This is a genomic window from Methanobacterium sp. (assembly GCA_012838205.1).
GTDB lineage: Archaea > Methanobacteriota > Methanobacteria > Methanobacteriales > Methanobacteriaceae > Methanobacterium.
The window spans coordinates 1-19,531 of record DUPR01000021.1; the positions used below are offsets into that span (position 1 = coordinate 1).

Genomic DNA, 19,531 nt, shown 5'->3' on the forward strand with positions numbered 1-19,531 from the left:
AAAATCACCGTTAAGATAATATATTGGGAAAAAAGTGGTTGACACCATAATTAAAATCGCTGCTATTCTAAAGAAATTAGTTGAAATATATTTTTTAAGATGCAGTAAGTTTAATGAATAAAAACCTAATATGAAAGACAAAATTAAAACAAACCATAAATATCTATCTTCTACTAATATTAAAATATATCCCCCAGTATATAGAACCATAGTTCCTAAAATAAAGATTATATTGTGTTTAATTGATTTATCATCTGATTTAAATAATATAAATAATGCCAAAAAAACAGCCAATATTGGAATAAACAATAGAAGAAGCGAAAACAAAATTATATCATGAATATTGTTAAAAATTATCCTGATTTGATGGATAAAATTTTGTGTTGAGTCTAGTGGACTCCATTTTTTTATTTGAAAATAACTAGGATCCTCCCATGAACTTACCGCAAATTCATTAGGTGGTGCAATTAATCCTTGATAAAACATTACATGATGATTGGAATTGGATTCAGGTCCAACTAATGCATAATTATAGGATCCGGATGTGCTGATGGTGATTACATCATATTTTTCACTTATAATTCCCACCCAAACACTGCTAATAACTAAAAAAACTGACAATCCCAAGAATAAATTCTTTTTAATGACAGATCTATCTTGGGAATATTTTTTGATGTAAAAAAGGTTTGATAAAAAGAAATGGATTAATAAAAAGAAAAAACAATAACTTTTTGCTAGAAAAGCAATGGAAGCTAAAAATCCTATAAAAAATCCCATATGTTTATTTTGCCGATATTTTTCATCCATTAAAAAGTTCAAATAAAGTAATAATATACAAACCACCAATAAATCGGGTGTAATGAAGTTAAAAGTGAAAAGAATCATGTATGGGATTATTGTCAATAAAAAAATAGATTTTAAAAAATTATTGAAATTTAGTTTATCAATAATCAAATAAATTGCCACCAGTGTAAATAGGCCTATGATAATAGCAAAAACCTTTGTGGCAAATATATTCCCTAAATTTCCAGGTAAAAAAGATATGAAAGGAATTAAAAGCCATGAATATAAAGGACTCCAATAACCATTAATAGCATAAAATAAATGACCATTAATATAATTCCGGGCAATACTAATATAAGAAATACCATCCGAGTTGATGATGTACTTGTAATTTGAAAACAAGATCAACGCAAATAATAAATACAAACCTAAAGCAAGAAACAAATCCTTTCGACCCTTTATTTGCCGGATTAACAAAATATTCTCCACCAATTGAAATGTGATTACATTAAATTAAGTAATTACTTATTTATTAATTAACTAATTAAATAAATCTACTAATATAATTATTCATATTTTTTAAACAAAATATTCAATTTAAAATACCGTAGATAAACCATATTAAAATAAAAAGTGATGTTTTATGAAGCCAGCTAAACGAGTAGATTCCATTGATCTATCCGGAATACGAAAAATGTTTGATATGGTGGGAGAAAACTCAATAAACCTGGCACTAGGGGAACCGGACTTTAACACCCCACTCCATATCAGGGAAGCAGTTAAAGAAGCACTTGATGAAGGTTTCACCCATTACACTGGAAACATGGGGATAATTGAACTACGTGAAGCCATATCCCATAAATTAGAAAATGAAAACCGCATCGAAACCTCTCCGGAATCAATAATTGTTACTACTGGTGCCAGTGGAGCATTATATTCCAGTACCAATGCACTGATAGAGGAAAAAGATGAAGTAATCATCCCTGATCCTGGCTTTGTAGCTTATGATGCTTGTGTGAAAATATCTGGAGGAAAATCAGTCCCAGTCCATCTTCAAGATGAGAACGATTTCCGGATGATGCCAGAAGACGTGCTTGAACTGATAACTCCCTATACAAAAGCCATTATAATGAATTCACCAGGCAACCCTACTGGTGGTGTCCTAAAAAAGGATGATGTTAAGGGTTTGGCTGATATTGCTGATGACCATAATCTTATTCTTATCTCCGATGAGATATATGAAAAAATCATCTATGGAAAGAAGCATTACAGTCCAGCTCGTTACTCAGATAACGTAATCACCATTAATGGATTCTCCAAGACTTATGCCATGACTGGCTTCCGTATCGGATATCTGGCTGCACCTCCTGAATTAACTGAAGAAATCTTAAAAGTACATCAGTACACTGTTACTTGTGCCACATCCCTCTCCCAGAAAGCCGCATTGGCAGCCCTTGAAGGTCCTCAGGATGAAGTTTTTAAGATGGTTGGTGAATTTGAAAGAAGAAGAAATCTGGTATTAGAAAGACTTCGTGACATGGGAATAAAGTGCAATCAGCCACAGGGAGCATTCTATGTCTTCCCATCCATTGAAAATCCGGAAAAACTGGTTCTAGAAGCCCTTAAAAAAGATGTTGTGCTGGTTCCTGGAAATTCCTTTGGTAAGTATGGGGACAGACATTTCAGGATTTCTTATGCTGCATCATACCAAGATTTAGAAAAAGCTATGGACAGACTGGAATCTCTGGATTTATAGGACTACTTAAAACTTCTACCACCCAACAACAATAAACATAACTAATTCTTACCCTATTTTTTGGTATTCAATACAAGCCAACCCAAAAAAATTAGATGATCCTAACATTCTATTTAGTTAATTAGGACATCCTAACACTTTTTTTAATGGAAAAAGATATATGTACTCCTCTTTATATGTAAATAAACGTGACGCTGAATAATTTTCACATTGTAGGAGGTAATGTATTTTGGCAGATGAGTTTGATCTGGAAATCGCCCAGGGACTTTCCCAGGAAGAAGTTTCATTAAAAATTAAAAAAGAAGGATACAATGAACTTCCCTCAGCTGATAAGAGATCATTTTTTACCATTGTCCTAGAAGTAATTCGCGAACCCATGTTCCTCCTTTTAATAGCTTGTGGCACTATTTACTTGTTTTTAGGAGATCTTCAAGAAGCACTCATGCTTCTGGGTTTTGTTTTTGTTATTATGGGTATCACTTTCTACCAGGAACGAAAAACAGAAAACACTTTGGAAGCTCTGCGAGACTTATCCAGTCCTCGGGCTCGGGTCATACGTGACGGGAAACAGATGCGTATTGCAGGTAGAGAAGTGGTTACTGATGATGTGATCATGCTCAAGGAAGGTGACCGAGTTCCAGCAGACGCAATCATCCTGTCTTGCAGTAACCTCCTCCTCAATGAATCCCTACTAACCGGAGAGTCAGTTCCTGTGCGAAAAGTACAATGTGGAGGGGTTATGGATATGCATCCCCCTGGTGGTGATGGTCTGCCCTCTGTATACTCTGGAACACTGGTGGTACAGGGACACGGTGTGGCTCAAGTGGTCTACACTGGCCTTAACACTGAGATGGGTCGTATCGGAAAACGCCTCCAAACTCTGGAAACAGAAGACACATCATTACAGAAAGAAATTCGAACCTTGGTGCGAGATTTTGCACTGGTAGGTGTTGTGTTGTGTGCTGCGGTAGTTGTCATCTACGGAATTACCCGTATGGACTGGATAAATGGTTTTCTGGCAGGTATAACCCTGGCTATGGCCATCCTCCCGGAAGAGTTTCCAGTGGTGTTAACCATCTTCCTGGCATTGGGAGCTTGGAGACTATCTCAGAAAAACATTCTAACCAGACGTTCCCATGCCATACAAGCCTTAGGATCAACCACTGTGCTTTGTGTAGATAAAACTGGCACTTTAACCCTTAACAAAATGTCAGTGCCCATGATAATGAGTGGGAATGATTTTTTTGATATAAATCCTGATAAAAACGATGATTTGCCTGAAAAATTCCACGAACTCATTGAATTTGGTATTCTGGCCAGTCAAAGAGATCCTTTTGATCCTATGGAGAAATCTCTTAAAGAATTAGGAAATAAAACCCTTAAAAAAACAGAACATTTGCATGAAGACTGGCAGTTGGTACATGAATACCCTCTTTCTCAGGAACTGTTGGCCATGTCCCATGTCTGGCAATCTACAAAGGACGAACACTATATAATAGCTGCAAAAGGTGCGCCTGAGGCTGTTGCAGATCTTTGTCATATGAATCATGATGAACTAAACCATTTAGACCATAATATTTCTTTAATGGCCAGCGAAGGTTTAAGAATTATTGGTGTGGCCAGAGCTTACTTTAAAAAAGCAGATCTTCCAGGTAAACAACATGACTTTAATTTTAAGTTTATGGGACTGGTTGGATTTGAGGATCCTGTTCGTGGAGAAGTTCCACAAGCAGTTGAGGAATGTTACCAGGCAGGGATCAGGGTGGTGATGATAACTGGAGATTACCCAGGCACAGCCAAAAATATAGCACGGAAGATAGGGCTCAAAGAACCAGAAAAAGTTATCACTGGCTCTGAATTGGAAGAATTGGATGATTTGACCCTTCAAGAAAGGGTTAGGGATGTTAACATCTTTGCTCGGATGGTTCCAGAGATGAAGTTGCGTTTGGTTGAGGCTCTCAAATCTAACGGGGAAGTTGTTTCCATGACTGGGGATGGAGTAAACGATGCACCAGCCCTCAAGTCCGCCCAGATCGGTATAAGTATGGGTGGTAGGGGAACTGATGTTGCCAGGGAATCATCATCACTGGTTTTGTTGGAGGATGATTTTTCATCTATAGTATCTGCAGTGAAGATGGGTCGACGAATATATGATAACCTGAAAAAGGCCAGTGCCTATATCTTTGCAGTGCATGTTCCCATTATAGGAATGTCTTTTTTCCCAGTGTTATTCCAATGGCCATTGGTTCTTTTCCCAGTGCAAATTGTGTTCATGGAACTTATCATCGACCCCTCTTGTACTGTGGTGTTTGAAGCTGAACCTGCCGAGAAAAATGTTATGATGCGACCTCCCCGGAATCCAGATGAAGCATTATTTAACAAAGGAACTATTGGAATGGGCATTTTACAGGGAATAATTGTTTTTTTCATAGTTTTAGCAGTTTATATCATTACCATGAGTAGGGGAGATGATCTGGCCCGGACTGTTAGCTTCACCACCCTGATCATTGCCAACTTATCCTTAATTTTAACCAATCGTTCTTGGTCTAACACCATATTCCAGACAATGAAAACCCCTAATAAGGCACTTTGGTGGGTTTTAAGTGGTGCACTGGTGTTTTTGGGACTGGTGATCTATTTTCCCCCATTACAACAACTTTTCAGATTCTACCCATTGGGTCTTGGTGATATCATACTGTGCATCGCAGCTGGCACTCTCAGTGTAGTATGGTTCGAAGTACTCAAATGGTTAAAAGGATATACAGAAATCAGGATACTATCCTAGAATACAATATAACCCCCATAATCTTATGCATCCTACCCCCAATATATTCAATAAAATAATAAAATAGCAGTACATTTAGGGAAATGTTTTTTTAAAAAAAATATTATGAAATCTGAAACTGCCTCCAGTCTTAAGGAAAAAATTAAGAATGAATGTGACAAGCTAGGATTACCAATGGTTGGTTTTGCACCTAAAGAAAGGTGGGAACAACCCCCCAATGGGTTACCACAACATTTTTCCTGTTGGATACCCAGGGAATTCTGGCCCCAATCTATCTATCCTGAAGTTCAGACAGTTATAGTGATTGGACTGCCAGTGCCGCTCCCCATAGTTGAAACAGCACCATCAATATATTATCATGAACTTTACCAAACAGTGAATAATCTTTTGGATGAAAAAGCCTATGAAATAGCTAATTATCTGACCCGGAAAGGTTATCCTTCAATTCATCTGCCGAGGGATGGTTACGGAGATATTGACGTGCTTATTAAAAGGCCTTTAGCGTTTTTCTCCCATAAGCATGCCGCGTTTCTGGCTGGTTTAGGATCTTTTGGATTAAACAATGTTCTTCTAACCCCTGAATTTGGGCCAAGGGTGCGTTTTACATCCATATTTACCACTGCCAAAACCAAAGGCGACCCTATTCCTGGTGAAGACTTATGTACTCGTTGCCTTTCTTGCGCAGTTCAATGTCCTGTGAAAGCCATAGAATCAAAATATCCACTTGGAAAAAACACTCCACCACCTATAAATAAGATTAAATGTGCTAAACGTAGTAAACATCTTAGAAAACAGTATAATTCTCCCTGTGGTATCTGCATCAAAGTTTGTCCAGTGGGTAAAGACCGTGAAGTGTTCAATCGAAAAGAAGCTTCAATTTATACCCGTAAGAACGGGTTTGAACAATATCATGATGCATGGAAACATGTGCAGAGCTATGGTAGTAAAAAATAATTTAGAATGATCATTTTTTGAAATACACATATTATTTGAGGAGTTTTTATGAATTACCCATTTGCCCGTCGTATAAATCAAATACCAAGGTCATTTGTCAGGGAAATCTTGAAGGTCACTGAGGATCCTGATGTTATTTCCTTTGCTGGTGGACTTCCCAACCCTTTATCATTTCCTGTTGAAGCAGTGAAAAAGGCCACTTCCAAGATATTGGATGAAGAAGGCAAGCAGGTTCTTCAGTACAGTACAACTGAAGGTTATGCTCCTTTAAGGGATTTCATAGCCCAACGATACAGTGCTCAGGGTTTGAATGTGGATAGTGATGATATCATGATAACCAATGGATCCCAGCAGTGCTTGGACTTGGTGGGGAAAGTCTTCCTAGATCGGGATGATGGGGTGGTTATGGAAAGACCAACTTATCTAGCAGCAATTCAGGCCTTTGGATTGTTCGAACCTAAATTTCATTCAGTGCCTCTTCAGGAGGATGGGGTTGACACTGATATCCTAGGAAAATTACTAAGTACTGAAGATCTTAAACTCTTCTACGCTGTCACCAGCTTTCAAAACCCCACTGGAATAACTTATTCTCGCAAAATACGGGAAGAAGTTGCAGAGATCCTTAAAGAACATAACACCATTCTCGTTGAGGACAATCCCTATGGGGATATAAGATTCATGGGTGATGATATTCTTCCCATCAAATCCCTATTACCTGATTCTATACTTTTTGGTACTTTCTCTAAGATTGTTTCCCCGGGTATGAGGATGGGTTGGATTGTGGCACCTTCTGAGGTTATGGATAAACTGATTACTGTTAAACAAGCTTCAGACCTACACTCAAATTATTTCACCCAAAGGGTGGTCTACCAGTACCTTAGGGATAACAATGTTGATGAGCATATCCAGAACATAAGAAGACTGTATAAGTCGCAGCGAGACCAGATGATTGAATCTATTGCAGAGTTCCTGCCCAGCCAAGTTAAACACACCGAACCAGAGGGAGGGATGTTTCTGTGGATCACCCTGCCTGAAGGCATGTCGTCACTGGAGTTAGCCGAATATGCGATGGATGAAAAGGTTGTTTTTGTTCCTGGTGATGCTTTTTACACTGAAAAACCTGAAGTAAATACAATGCGGTTGAATTTCTCTAACTGCTGTGAGGAAGATATCATAGAAGGTATGCGCAGACTTGGAAATGCCATGAAAAAAATGATCATTGATAAACAATTGAAATGAATATGTGAACCATTTGAAGGTGGTAATTATTAAAATTAAATATGTAGCTTCCTTAATTACTGTGAAAGATATTGATGAATCCAGAAAATTCTATGAAGAAATCATGAATCAGGAAGTAGAACTCGACCACCGTGCCAATGTGTCATTTAAAGCTGGTTTTGCTATTCATGATGTCCAGCACTACCAGGAGCTTTTAGGTGAAACTTCATCTATCCAGACAGATTTTGAAAAACATTTCATGGAACTGTACTTTGAATGTGAAGATTTAGAGGAAATAGAAAGAACGTTAGAATCTTTAAATTGCAAATTCCTTCATAAAATCCGTGAACAACCCTGGGGACAGAGGGTGATGCGTTTTTTTGATCCTGATGGATATATTGTTGAAGTTGCTGAGCCACTGGAATTTGTGGTAAGAAGGTTCGCTGCACAGGGACTTTCTGTAGAAGAGATATCTGAAAGCTCGTCTATGCCTATTGAATTTGTGAAGATGGTTCTTGGGCAAATACAAAAATAAACGGTTAGTGTAAGCGCAGGGGACGGGATTTGAACCCGCGAGATCCGAAGGATCATGGGATTAGCAGTCCCACGCCGTACCGGGCTGGGCCACCCCTGCAAATGTGTTTTTATTTTCCATCACTTTTTTAAAAAAAGTGGTAATCAAAACATTGTCTAATCTACTATTTAAACTCGTGGATTATTTATAATGTTTTAATAACTGATTTTTTGGATAGTTATAATACCTGATTATGGTTTGAGAAAACTCATTTTAAAAATTTGAAAGTGGGCGGGTTCAAGGGTGGACAGGTCTCCTGGTTGCTGGGTATCCAGAAACCCAACTCCGCCCCGTTGTTCCACAAGCATCAGCTGTCCAAGGTAGAGCTGCTTCTTTCCAGACCTGACCCGTTCCCCTGGTTAAGACAGTTTACTCTGGCCCTCCAGCCAGAACCCGGCCACCACTGATCCTGCAGGACGAGGTTTCTACGCTGAGATCCTGGGCCAGTAACCATTCAAACTGCCGCCCCTTGAACTTCGACTGCGCCATATAGGGGATGTGCGCTTACAGAGGACCCCTGACCCTCCAGTCTAGCCCAATTATTGTTGGTGTTGATGGTATTTGAAGGTTGTGATTTTCATATATATTACCAACCCCTCTATCAGACCCTGTTGATTTTGTCCTAAAAATTAGGGGGTGGGTAAAATAGTGGTGAGTGTGGGTTAATACTTGGCCCATATCGTCTTTTCCGCACACATTCATTAAGATAAAATAGTGGTGAATGTGGACTAATACCAGATGAACATAGACATTCTCAATTGAATCCTAACTAGGTTTAATCTCCTCAAAAGAAATATGGCTAGAACAGAGATGATTTTCATTTTAGTTATTTAACGAATTTTTTCACTTAATCTTCGCCAATATTTTCTTTATTTTCTAAAAAAAAGATGATTAATAGATTATTTTAATTAAATGTTCATAATTATCGAACAGTTCGCAATAAAAAATATATGAAAGCTAGATTAAATATTCACTAAGATTTTTAATGCTAGTAACTTGGAGGTATTCTATGAAGGCAGATGCAGTTAAGATTGGTGAAGGTGTGTACTGGATTGGGGTGATGGACTGGGATATTCGCAGTTATCATGGTTACACTCTAAAAGGAACAACTTACAATGCTTATTTAGTGTTTGGAGATGATGAAGTAGCAATCATTGATAACACTTATCCTGGTTCTTCTGGACAATTGTGGGGAAGGATTGAAGATGCTTTCCAAAAAGAGGGAAGAGATTTGAAAATTGATGTCATAATCCAGAACCATATTGAACGTGACCATAGCGGTGCTCTTTCTGAAATTCACAAACGCTTCCCTGATGCTCCCATCTACTGCAGTCAAGTGGCGATAAATGGTTTAAAAGAACATTATCCTGTTTTGGCTGATGCAGATTTCCGTCCAGTTAAAACTGGTGACACTCTAGAAGTGGGTGGTCGTACTCTAGCCTTTTTAGATGCCAAAATGCTTCACTGGCCAGATAGCATGTTCACCCTCCTGGCAGATGAGGGCATCCTGTTTTCCAATGATGCTTTTGGCCAACACCTCTGTTTCAAGGCACGTTATGATCATGAAATCCCGGAATATGTGTTAATGAACTCTGCTCAGAAATTCTATGCTAACCTAGTAACCCCTGCATCTATGTTAGTGCTTAAAAAGCTTGAAGAAGTTGAAAAACTTGGTTTACTCCCTAAAATTAAGATGATTGCACCTTCTCATGGTCAGATCTGGACTGATCCATTGAAGATCATCACTGCTTACAGTGAATGGGCCACTGGCCAATGTAAGGATAAAGCAACCATTATTTATGACACCATGCATTATTCCACTCGTATGATGGCTCATGCTCTGGCTGAGGGGCTTATGAGCCAAGGTGTAGATGTGGCTATGTATTTCTTGCATGATGATGAACGTAGTGAGATGGTGAATGACATCTTAGATAGTAAAGCCTTGCTGGTGGGTGTTCCAACGATATTCAACGGCCCATACCCCAGTGTTGGAGATCTTTTATACTATTTAGAAGGTTTAAGCTTCCAACGCACTGGTATAAAACGGTTAGCCATGACTTTCGGTTCTAAGGGCTGGAGTGGTAAAGGTGCTGTTAAAGTGGCTGAAACCCTGGAAAAATGTGGATTCAACGTCCAGGACACCTATGAAGTCAATTACGTGCCAGATGGTGATCAGATGGATGAATGTTACCAGTTAGGGAAAAATATGGGTCTGGAAATTAAAAAGATCTAAAAAAAATAAAAATCTTCAATCAATTTTTTTTTAAAAAAAAAATATGGGAGGGTAATTTATGAAATCTTTGGAATTTGAAAGTGATATGGACAACGAAAGGAAGGTGATGGTAGCAATATTCTGGACAAACCGAAAAGCAGCCCGGACTGAAGGTTGTGCTCCCTTTAGAATTACAAAAATCGAAACACCCAACGAAACCTACACTCCAGATGGGAGAAAATTGCTCAAACTGAGTAAAGTAGTAATGAAGGATGTTGTGGAATCTCTGGATGCTGGTGAACCGATCCCCATGGAGTTCAGTATTGGGGAGGAGAATTTGAAGGTAGTGCTAAGTGCAGATTCCTTCTCAGTATCTGTGGAAAAAAGTCCGGAAATTGAAGGGGAGATCATTGAAAAATTAAGTATGGAGTTTCCCAAAAAGTATGCCAATTTATGTGACTCATTCAAGCCCAGAGTAGTTCCTAAAGAATAAAAATTTTGAAAAAAGATGTATAAAAAAAAATCTTTTTTCATTTTCTCTTAAACCTCAAGTGATCTGATTATATCTCCATCTGAAATAATGCCAACTAGTTTATTGTTATCCAATACCACTAATTGATTGATAATCCCCTCATCAGAGCCATGTTTATGCATTTTACGTACAGCAGTCATTAGATCATCTTCAGGTGACACATGCACCACTTGTTCGACCATCACTTCTTCTACTGTGGTTCCGAGTTCGTATTTGTCTAGTATGAGGTTATGGCCTAAATCAGTGGCCGTGACAATTCCTACCAGTTTTTCTCCATCCAGTATTGGTAGTGAACTTATTTTATGTTTCATAAGTTTTTCAAAGGCAAATACAACATCTTCAGTGGGAGTTACAGTTATAATCTCCCGCCTCATCACATCTTTAACCTTTAGTTTCAACATTGTCTTCACTTCCATAGGTCTTGGTTATTTCTTCAATAATGGATTCAAGGGTAGTTGTAATATCTATATTTTCAATAACCGGAATATGGTACTTGTTAGCTTGGCTTTCGAAGTATTTGTGGGTTTTTCTGATAGCTCCGAAATAATTCATATACCTTTCCAGTGGCCTTCTAGCCCATTGTTGGCGACATCTTGAGTAAAATCTTCCTTTGTGAACATCTTCATCTTCCAATGTTAAAACGAACATATGTACATTATCCCTGGAAACCAGATCTTCCCTTATAAAACCAGGAACTATGTGCACCCCTTCAATGACTATGCTAATACCTTCAGTGATGGAACGTTCTATTACTGCCTCCACACCCACACTAACAGTGTCCACATGGTCTCTGAAACCGATTAGAATCTCATCCAGTTCAGGTGGTGGTGGTATGCGCAGTGAACGATAGGCAGTGTAGCTGGACTCGTATATGGTGGGTAGAAGTTCTTTGGATGATGTTTTTCGCATAACCTCTCGGATCATGTCAGTGCTGATCATATGACGGATTCCCAGTTGATGAGCTACCTCGAATGCTATAGAAGAAGTTCCGGTTCCTGACGAACCACCAACCAGTATCACTAAAGGGTCCTGACATTTCCTGATCCTTTTCCAAAGGCCATATTGAGTTGCTATTTCACTGTCTTCTTCTTTAAGCCTTTGGCGGACAATTGTTATTAAATCATCCAGTTTAATAAGGGTAACACCCTCTTTTTTGAGTTGGGCTTCGATCTGTGAAGAGAAGGTGTAGGCCTTATTGGGATCCATTTCCGCACGGGTTAAAGATCTTGCTAATACTCCCTTCGAAAATGGTTCCCTGTATTTTTTACCACTTACTTCTCCTTCAACCATGATCATAATTATCTCACCTCAAATAAGGGGGAATCTAAAAACACAAAAATCAAGATATTATTTGTCACTATCATTTAAAACATTTTCTGTGGTGATTTTTTTATCCTCAAAATAACACAAGCCAAAATTCCTGGTTAAAGTTTTATAATTCCTGCTTCGATTTCTTCTTTATCTTTAGAATCAGAAATTGTAATTAAACAAGCATAACCATCTGAAAGTTCTCCAGGATTTATTATTATGGTTTCACCTATTTTATCAGTGCCTCGGGCTTCGTGTATGTGGCCACAAATATTCAGGGTGGGTTGAAGTTCTTCAATTATCCTACGGATGCTTTCACTACCAACATGTTCCCCTGAAGGCAATAGGTCTGTTTTAGTACCATATGGCGGTGCATGAGTGATGAAAAGAGTTATTTTTTCGTCTTTAATACTTTCAAGTGCTTTTTTGGCTTCATCATATATCTGGATTTCTTCAAACTCCAGTGGAGTGTTAAATGGTGTGGGATTAGATCCTCCAAATCCACATAGGCCGATGTTCTTTACCACCATATTTCTAGCATGTAGATTTATGGCTTGGGAATTATCTATATTAACGTACACAGATTCTGGATCACAATTTCCGGGTATGGCAAGTACAGGAATTTGGAATGTACTTAATGCATTTAATATGTCTTCAGCCAGTTCTCCTGGGCCGAAATGAGTGATATCGCCGGCTATAATTATTAGGTCAACCCGGTTATCTTTAAGATAGGTTATTAAGGGTTTTGCATCTCCGTGTAGATCACTGACTGCGAGGATTCTCATTATTAATTCACTCCATTAATGGAATTTTAAGTAATTAGTATTTAAGTTATGAGTAAGTTGTATCCATTGTTATAATTATCCGGTGTCTTCTAATTGTTCTTTAAAGAATGTTGAAAGTTCTTGGAGACTTTTTTTAAGGTTTTCTTGGTCACCGTATACTGCAATGAAGTGATCTTCTACAAACTCGATTATAACATTATGATACTCAGCTATTTCCTGAACCCGGTCTTCTGAGAGCGGTGCTTTGAAGTTGACTCTGATCATTGAAAAACCAGAAGGAGCACCTACCACGAACTTGGAATCAGTTTTTTTTTGGGGATATACTTCTTCTCCTCTGGAAGCTTTTAGTAGTTTTTCCATCCAATCATCAGCATAGTCTCCACTGAATTTGTTCGCCAAGGTCATAAGTGAATCTTGTGCTGATGTTAAAAATTCGTTAATTCGTTTGACTTCCACTTGCCTTTCAGGGTCTGTTGGGTCGACTTTATAGAAGTTAATAACAGTTTTGGCCATCTGAATGTTTTTAGTGACATTTTTAGGAATTTTTATTCCTTTTTTCCTGAGATCAGTGAGTAGTTCCACTAGAACCAGCCAGGTTTGTTCGGCAGGTAATTCATTCATAGGTAACCTTCCAGAACCTGTTTGGAACTGTGATTAATTTTGGCGTCTGCAGTTTTAAGCTCCTCTTCGATTTGTTTAAAATCAGTGTAAGAATCTAAAAACAGGACGTGAAGACTTTCTGTGCCTTTGATCTCCAAAATTGCAACATCATCATCATTTTTGATTGTTTTATTTTCTATAGATGCCTTATATTGTACAAAAGGACCATATTTCTCGGGTAGTTCTTTGAATTTAAAAACTCCGGCTAAACTAGCAATGAACAAAAAAACACCTCTTTTACGAATCTTACTTAATGTTTGTAATTTACTATAAATTAAAATTAGTATTTTGAAAAATAAAAAACTTTGGATAAAAAAAAGAAGTTATAGGGGAGAATCTGTTTATTCTCCGCCAGTTATTTCATCCAGTTTTTTGAGAGCTGGGTCAGTGCTGATTTGGTGAGCGTCTACTGTTAGGTCATCTTTGCTGACACCCATTGCCATCCCATATAACTGAGCTAAGTGGAAAACTGGTATGTTAAAGTCAGTTCCAAATTTCTCGTTTGTCTCCACTTGTCCAACGTCAAATTGAAGGTGGCAGAATGGGCAAACATTGACTATGGCATCTGCACCGGCATCTCTCATGTTGGTGAGTTTTTCTTTGGTGAAATCAGCGGTTACATCGATATCTCTGGATCTTAATCCTCCACCTGCACCACAGCACATCATTTTGTCTTTGTATGGTACGGATTTGGCACCAGTAATTTCTACCAGTTCATCAAGTATGGTTGGTTGTATAGGATCATCGATACCTATTTCTGAGCTAGGTTTCAGGAAGTGACATCCGTAGTGTACAGCCACGTTGAGGTTCAGTGGTTTGATCATCTTTTCAGAGAGTTTTTCAAGTCCCACATCGTTGTATAGGATTTCAGCAAAGTGTCTGACTTCTATTTCACCCTTGTATTCTCGGCCGACTTCTGCCAAGACCTTGTTGATCTTTTCTTTCATTTCCGGGTCTTCGTGTAGCATGTGGTTGGTTTCAAATAGTGATCCGAAACATCCGTTACACTCAGTCATAATGTCATTTCCCTGTTCTTCGGCAATGGTGAGGTTTCGGGCAGCAATGGAAGCCCATGTGGTTCTGTCAAATGAACCAAATACACCGGGAGCAGGGCAGCATGATGCTCCTTCCATGTCTTTAAGACCCACATCTAATGCGTCGAAGAGTATTCGGGTAGCTTTTTCGATACCAGGGTATCGGTTGTTCATGATGCATCCTAAGAAGTATGCAAATTCTTGTTCAGCCATAATAATCACCTTAATCTATTGTTTCTGTATCCCAGTTGTATCCGATTAGGTTGTCAAATCCAGTGACTTTAACTATGCCTTGGACTTCCTCTAGGGCTCCTGGGAAGCTGTGGGTTGTTGGTGGTAGTTCGTCTAGTCCCACTCTTTTTCTGAGTTCTTTAGTTGCTGGGTTAATTGGTACACCGTGACCGGTGTTGATTACGAAACTTCCCACCATTTTGTGTGCTTGACCCATGTAACCTGCTTGGGCAGCGTAGTTTCGCACGATTTTTACAATGTCCACAATTTTAATACCTCGTGGGCATCTTTCTTGACACTCATAACAGGTGGTACACATCCATATGCTGTCATCAGAAATAACATCATCTTTTAATCCCATTACGGCTCTTCTAACTAATTGTCTTATCCGGTATGGTGTTCTTCTTCCTGATGGACAGGCAGCAGTACAAGTACCGCACTGGAAACATATTGCCACTGTTTCTGCGCCAGCATCCATGATTTCCTGTTTGAAATTTTCATCTACATCTGAACGAGTTACTATGGTTCGATCCTTTTGCAGTAAAGTCATACTCTCACTCCTTTCTTTTTTAGGTTCATCTTCTGATTTGACTGACTCCTTAACTTCAGCCTTTTCCGGTTTATCTTTTTTAGTTTCGGTTTTAATTTCTGTTTTTTCTGTACTGGTTGTTTTTTTGGTTTTTTCTGGCTCGGTTTTTTCGGGTTTGTCTTTAACAGATTTTTCAGTGTCTGCTTTTTTGGTTTCCTTGGATTTTTCTTGAACTTCTTTGGCATTCTCTGGTACTTTAGTTTCTTTTTCATCAACCGGGGGCTTGCTTTCCTCTGATTTCGTTGATTTATCTTTCTCTTCTGGCTCTTTTTCGCCACCAAACACATTTTTCAAGCGTTTTAAAAAGCTCATGATATTCACACCCCGGTCATCCTACGGTTCTCTTGGAAAACCATGTGATTTCCAGTTGAAGGTCTGGTTACTGGCATATATAAAGGTTGCTAAAAAATAGCTTAGTGTAACCTTTTGGGTTACAGTTTTTTTAAATATTTTCAATCAATTTTTATATGAATTGATATTGATAAACAGCATTGACCAAATAAATTCACTGTTTTAACACAAGAATATTAATATTATCAAAATAAAGAAGTTAAAATTGCATGTTGGACGTATTATAGAAAAATTGTTATATTTACTACAGATTTTGAATAAATAATATAATTTAAGTAATAAATAACTTTTATTCTCTCTAAATAACCTGTTAATGATTACACGTGATAACTCACAAATTTGTAAATCTTTTCTGATATCAAAACTATCAGGTTCGAGTACTTTCAGTTTTCTAATCGTAACTTCGAGTAGTCACCCTCGCCGATACCTGCTACCTTCAAAAGGGTGTCATGAAGAAATAATGTTTCTATTTTTGCTTTCAATTATTTTTTTGAATGATTTTTTTATAAAGTAATTCAATAATGCGCCCATAAATCCAAAATCCAAATATAAACACTATTATTGTAAAAATCACAAACATTAACAGGAAAGCATTATTATTTAAAATTATGTTTTGATTTGCAAGCATGCTATCAAATATCAGACCATCTACAATTTGTATAGCAAAGAGAATTAAATTGAGTACAAAGCCTGCAATCCAATATCTACCGAAATTTTTTCTTAATTCCATTCACATTCCTCCATCAATATTAAAAAAATGATAAATTAATGTTTTAATGTTTAAAGAGTATCTGTCAAAGATATCCCCTACCATTTTTATTAAATGATTTAAATTATAATTTCTTCCAGATCCATTTGACTATTTCCTGAGTGATTCCAACTAGTTGTCTAGTAATATAATCAGCCCAAAACAGGACTGTCCGAAAAGCATTTGTTTAATATTTTTCATTGCATTCCCCTCTAATTTCATTTTAACACGATTATATGTTGTTATTTTAATAAATAAAATTAAAATACAAATTATGATATTTTATATGATCTATTGCCGCCGGATACGCTTCTTTTATGTTTTACCCCTCTTATTTCTTAATATCACAATTATTATGTAGTAAAAGGACTTTTAGCTATAATTTCTAATTCAAAAGTTATTACATATAAATATTTCGTTTTTTTTTAAAATGAAACGGTATGAAACTCTAGTTTGGATTTAAAAACGTTTAAAAAGGGTTTTAATGGAAGTAATAATTAATAATAAGATACGATTATTAATAATACTATTTCGACTTGTCATAAATCCCTCATTCTATTATTATCTAAGTTGAAATAATTAACAGGATTATTAATAGATATTAAAATATTAATTGGAACTTAATAAATGGTATTATTCAGAATGAATAAAAATAATAATAGTCAATTCATTTTACAAAATCAATTGATGTTAAAATAGCCCATTAATATGAATAATCTTTTATGTAGTTAATAATAATCTTAAAAAAAGTTTCAAAAACTGTCATCTAATATCAAGAAACTAAATTCAAATATATAAGTATTACCAATTCCATAATCATTATACCCAATACAAATAAGAATCTGATTTAAAAGGCTTTGTAGAAACCCTTTTTATTTTATTTCACTTATTATTTCTTCGATAGCTTTTATTTCATTATTTAGTTCTTTTTTATATTCTTCTAGTTGTTTTATTTTTTCTTCTTTAGTAAAGAACCTCCTTGAATGTCCATGAAGACATTCATTTCCGACGGGAATCGTGCAACAGTTTTTTCCGCACATATTTTCACCTCCTTCAATTTCTGTAATTACTATAAAATGTAAAGTATTTATAATACAAATTTTATAGTAGATAGTAAGTATCTCAGAAGAAAGTAATATCATGAATAATTGCACTGAATTATGTCTATGTCCTTTAGAAGGAGTAATTGATATTGTTAGTAAGAAATGGACCCTACTAATAATTAATTCTCTTGGAAACCATGATAAACTCCGTTTTAACCAGTTAATGAAAGAACTTGACGGTGTCAGCCCTAAAACCTTATCTGACACTTTAAAAGTCCTTGAAAAAGAAAATCTGATTAAAAGAGATACTTTTAAAGAGATACCACCTAGAGTTGAATATTCTTTAATTAAAGATGGAATTGAACTTAGAAAAGCTATAATTCCTCTTATTAAATGGGTTGCAAAAAGAGAAAACTTTAGAAAGAAGAATGTACCCCATCTGGTAAAGTTTCAGCTCACCACATAAACAAATCAACTATTTGACTTTTACAGGATTAAAACAATATCATCCAAATGAATAATCTCTGTAAAAAATTTTCCAGAAAAAAGTCAGTAAATGTTACATATTGAGGTTGTTTTGAATGTTGGAAATAAAGCTACACGATGGACCTGCCAGACTGGGAAAGCATATGAACAATACCACACCCAATCTCCTAAAATTTGATCCAGAATGGATTATTCAAGATGAACCTATGCCCTATGATGTTCCCTTGGAAATGGCTGCATGGTCTGTTAATAACACTATTGACAAGGCCCAAAAAGGAGATTATGGCAAGATGGCAGTGATTCAAGGTTCAAAATACCCTGATCTGCGGATTAAATGTGCAAATTCCCTTGAAAAATTAGGTTACCGTCTTTTTCTGTTGGCTAATTCTGAAGAATTATTAAGAAGACCACGCGATCTTTTAAATATTATTATCAGTTTAAGAAAGGCCATTAACCCCAATTCCGCACTTTACTTTCCATTTGCAAAACTCAACTTCATACCACTCTTGGCCTATGTGGGAATCGATTTATTTGGAGTGCCCAGTGCTGATTACTATGCCCGTATAGGGATTTTAACCACTCCTAACCATAATTATGACCTTGAAAAATATCCAATATATGACTTTAATTCAGGAGAAATTAAGGATTACAACCGCAAATCCCTGGAATTTGTTCTAAAAGAAGTTAGGGCTCATATAAAAAATGGAACTCTGCGTAATTTAGTGGAAGAAAGATGCTGTTCTTCCCCTGAGGCAATGTCTGCTTTGAGAATTTTGGACAGAGACTACGGCGATTATTTGGATGATTACACCCAACTCTACTAGCACAACCCTCAAATTCAGTCTTTTTTATAAGATTATTGGCCGAGTTATTTTTTAAATGACTCCACCAGATAGTGATATTTGCCAATTTCTTGAGTGCCACCAATACTGAATTTGTGTTCTTCTAAGATCATTTCTACATCTTCAGGGCTCAAACGAACATTATATGGCGGTCCTGGCGGTCCTTCAACCTTGTTGAATTCAACAACCGCAAACGTAGCTCCTGGTTGAAGAATTCTTTTAATCTCAGATAAAACCGGATTTAATGTACCTTCATTGGCAAATCCGTGAAGAACATTGGCCATAACACACTTATTAGCAATTTCATCATTTAAAGGGATGGCAATAGCCATATCTGCCTGTATAACTTCAATATTTTCCATCTCATTTTGCTTGATCTTTTTTCTGAGAATATCCAGACTTGGTTCATAAACATCCAGTGAATAAACCTTTCCTTGGTTTTTGACAATTTTTGATGCTGCTATGGAAATAAATCCATCACCACAACCAGCATCAATGAAGTTATCACCTTCAACTAATCCTATCGCCATTAAAATCTTATTGGCATCCAATATATCTTGGGAAGATTTTCCATGATGTTTATGACCATATTTTCCTGTAATAACTCCCACCAACGTATTATTTATTACGATATCACTGT

The 19,531-nt window shown here is 36.9% G+C and carries 20 protein-coding genes, 1 tRNA gene and 1 other RNA gene; 9 read left to right on the forward strand and 13 right to left on the reverse strand.

The genetic code is table 11. The features are described 5' to 3' along the window. The coding region (locus tag GXZ72_02890; GenBank protein HHT18491.1) for a hypothetical protein at window positions 1–1,260 on the reverse strand (1,260 nt) is incomplete at its 3' end. Between the two features lie 166 nt (window positions 1,261–1,426). On the opposite strand from GXZ72_02890, the gene GXZ72_02895 reads away from it, so the two are divergent. The 5 genes from GXZ72_02895 to GXZ72_02915 all read left to right on the forward strand — a co-directional run bounded on the left by GXZ72_02895 (window position 1,427) and on the right by GXZ72_02915 (window position 8,031). Next, the gene (locus tag GXZ72_02895; GenBank protein HHT18492.1) at window positions 1,427–2,539 is read left to right on the forward strand and encodes a pyridoxal phosphate-dependent aminotransferase; all 1,113 of its coding nucleotides are present in this window, start codon (window positions 1,427–1,429) and stop codon (window positions 2,537–2,539) included. A 229-nt stretch (window positions 2,540–2,768) separates the two neighbouring features. Further along, window positions 2,769–5,324, forward strand: coding sequence for a cation-translocating P-type ATPase (locus tag GXZ72_02900; GenBank protein HHT18493.1), 2,556 nt, complete (start codon window positions 2,769–2,771; stop codon window positions 5,322–5,324). A 105-nt stretch (window positions 5,325–5,429) separates the two neighbouring features. Beyond that, complete coding sequence (locus GXZ72_02905) at window positions 5,430–6,278, forward strand: epoxyqueuosine reductase (protein HHT18494.1); 849 nt, start codon at window positions 5,430–5,432, stop codon at window positions 6,276–6,278. Window positions 6,279–6,326: 48 nt separating this feature from the next. After that, window positions 6,327–7,517, forward strand: a complete 1,191-nt coding sequence (locus GXZ72_02910) for a PLP-dependent aminotransferase family protein (protein ID HHT18495.1) — start codon at window positions 6,327–6,329, stop codon at window positions 7,515–7,517. A 25-nt stretch (window positions 7,518–7,542) separates the two neighbouring features. Then, window positions 7,543–8,031, forward strand: coding sequence for a glyoxalase/bleomycin resistance/dioxygenase family protein (locus tag GXZ72_02915; protein HHT18496.1), 489 nt, complete (start codon window positions 7,543–7,545; stop codon window positions 8,029–8,031). A 14-nt stretch (window positions 8,032–8,045) separates the two neighbouring features. On the opposite strand, the gene GXZ72_02920 is transcribed toward GXZ72_02915, so the two are convergent. Further along, window positions 8,046–8,130 (reverse strand) — tRNA-Ser (locus GXZ72_02920). Between the two features lie 165 nt (window positions 8,131–8,295). Next, window positions 8,296–8,611, reverse strand: an RNA gene (gene ffs, locus GXZ72_02925) — signal recognition particle sRNA. A 468-nt stretch (window positions 8,612–9,079) separates the two neighbouring features. Here ffs and GXZ72_02930 point away from each other — a divergent pair. Then, window positions 9,080–10,303: an FprA family A-type flavoprotein gene (locus GXZ72_02930; protein HHT18497.1), complete on the forward strand. Its 1,224-nt coding sequence runs from the start codon at window positions 9,080–9,082 to the stop codon at window positions 10,301–10,303. 58 nt (window positions 10,304–10,361) lie between these two features. Further along, window positions 10,362–10,775, forward strand: coding sequence for a hypothetical protein (locus GXZ72_02935; protein HHT18498.1), 414 nt, complete (start codon window positions 10,362–10,364; stop codon window positions 10,773–10,775). Between the two features lie 47 nt (window positions 10,776–10,822). Here GXZ72_02935 and GXZ72_02940 read toward each other — a convergent pair whose 3' ends face one another. The 9 genes from GXZ72_02940 to GXZ72_02980 all read right to left on the reverse strand — a co-directional run bounded on the left by GXZ72_02940 (window position 10,823) and on the right by GXZ72_02980 (window position 17,560). After that, window positions 10,823–11,215 carry a CBS domain-containing protein gene (locus tag GXZ72_02940; GenBank protein HHT18499.1) on the reverse strand — a complete coding sequence of 131 codons (393 nt, stop codon included), beginning with the start codon at window positions 11,213–11,215 and terminating at the stop codon, window positions 10,823–10,825. Continuing rightward, complete coding sequence (locus tag GXZ72_02945) at window positions 11,196–12,110, reverse strand: 2-phosphoglycerate kinase (GenBank protein ID HHT18500.1); 915 nt, start codon at window positions 12,108–12,110, stop codon at window positions 11,196–11,198. The genes GXZ72_02940 and GXZ72_02945 overlap by 20 nt, the downstream gene beginning before the upstream one ends. A gap of 128 nt (window positions 12,111–12,238) precedes the next feature. Next, entirely contained in the window at window positions 12,239–12,907 is a 669-nt protein-coding gene (locus tag GXZ72_02950; protein ID HHT18501.1) for a metallophosphoesterase, read from the reverse strand. Between the two features lie 75 nt (window positions 12,908–12,982). Continuing rightward, on the reverse strand, window positions 12,983–13,528 hold the full coding sequence (locus tag GXZ72_02955) for a DUF2096 domain-containing protein (protein ID HHT18502.1): 546 nt from the start codon (window positions 13,526–13,528) through the stop codon (window positions 12,983–12,985). Then, window positions 13,525–13,791 carry a DUF749 domain-containing protein gene (locus GXZ72_02960; GenBank protein ID HHT18503.1) on the reverse strand — a complete coding sequence of 89 codons (267 nt, stop codon included), beginning with the start codon at window positions 13,789–13,791 and terminating at the stop codon, window positions 13,525–13,527. The genes GXZ72_02955 and GXZ72_02960 overlap by 4 nt, the downstream gene beginning before the upstream one ends. A 117-nt stretch (window positions 13,792–13,908) precedes the next feature. Further along, complete coding sequence (hdrB, locus tag GXZ72_02965; GenBank protein HHT18504.1) at window positions 13,909–14,814, reverse strand: CoB--CoM heterodisulfide reductase subunit B; 906 nt, start codon at window positions 14,812–14,814, stop codon at window positions 13,909–13,911. 10 nt (window positions 14,815–14,824) lie between these two features. Next, window positions 14,825–15,733, reverse strand: a complete 909-nt coding sequence (hdrC, locus tag GXZ72_02970; GenBank protein ID HHT18505.1) for a CoB--CoM heterodisulfide reductase subunit C — start codon at window positions 15,731–15,733, stop codon at window positions 14,825–14,827. Between the two features lie 517 nt (window positions 15,734–16,250). Then, window positions 16,251–16,502, reverse strand: a complete 252-nt coding sequence (locus GXZ72_02975; GenBank protein HHT18506.1) for a hypothetical protein — start codon at window positions 16,500–16,502, stop codon at window positions 16,251–16,253. 890 nt (window positions 16,503–17,392) lie between these two features. Then, on the reverse strand, window positions 17,393–17,560 hold the full coding sequence (locus tag GXZ72_02980; GenBank protein ID HHT18507.1) for a DUF5320 domain-containing protein: 168 nt from the start codon (window positions 17,558–17,560) through the stop codon (window positions 17,393–17,395). Window positions 17,561–17,660: 100 nt separating this feature from the next. Between GXZ72_02980 and GXZ72_02985 the strand changes: the two genes are divergently transcribed. Together GXZ72_02985 and GXZ72_02990 are read left to right on the forward strand one after the other, a co-directional pair. Then, entirely contained in the window at window positions 17,661–18,029 is a 369-nt protein-coding gene (locus GXZ72_02985; GenBank protein HHT18508.1) for a helix-turn-helix transcriptional regulator, read from the forward strand. A gap of 115 nt (window positions 18,030–18,144) precedes the next feature. Next, entirely contained in the window at window positions 18,145–18,873 is a 729-nt protein-coding gene (locus tag GXZ72_02990; protein HHT18509.1) for an archaeosine tRNA-ribosyltransferase, read from the forward strand. A gap of 44 nt (window positions 18,874–18,917) precedes the next feature. Here GXZ72_02990 and GXZ72_02995 read toward each other — a convergent pair whose 3' ends face one another. Beyond that, complete coding sequence (locus GXZ72_02995; protein ID HHT18510.1) at window positions 18,918–19,493, reverse strand: class I SAM-dependent methyltransferase; 576 nt, start codon at window positions 19,491–19,493, stop codon at window positions 18,918–18,920. Window positions 19,494–19,531 lie beyond the last annotated feature (38 nt).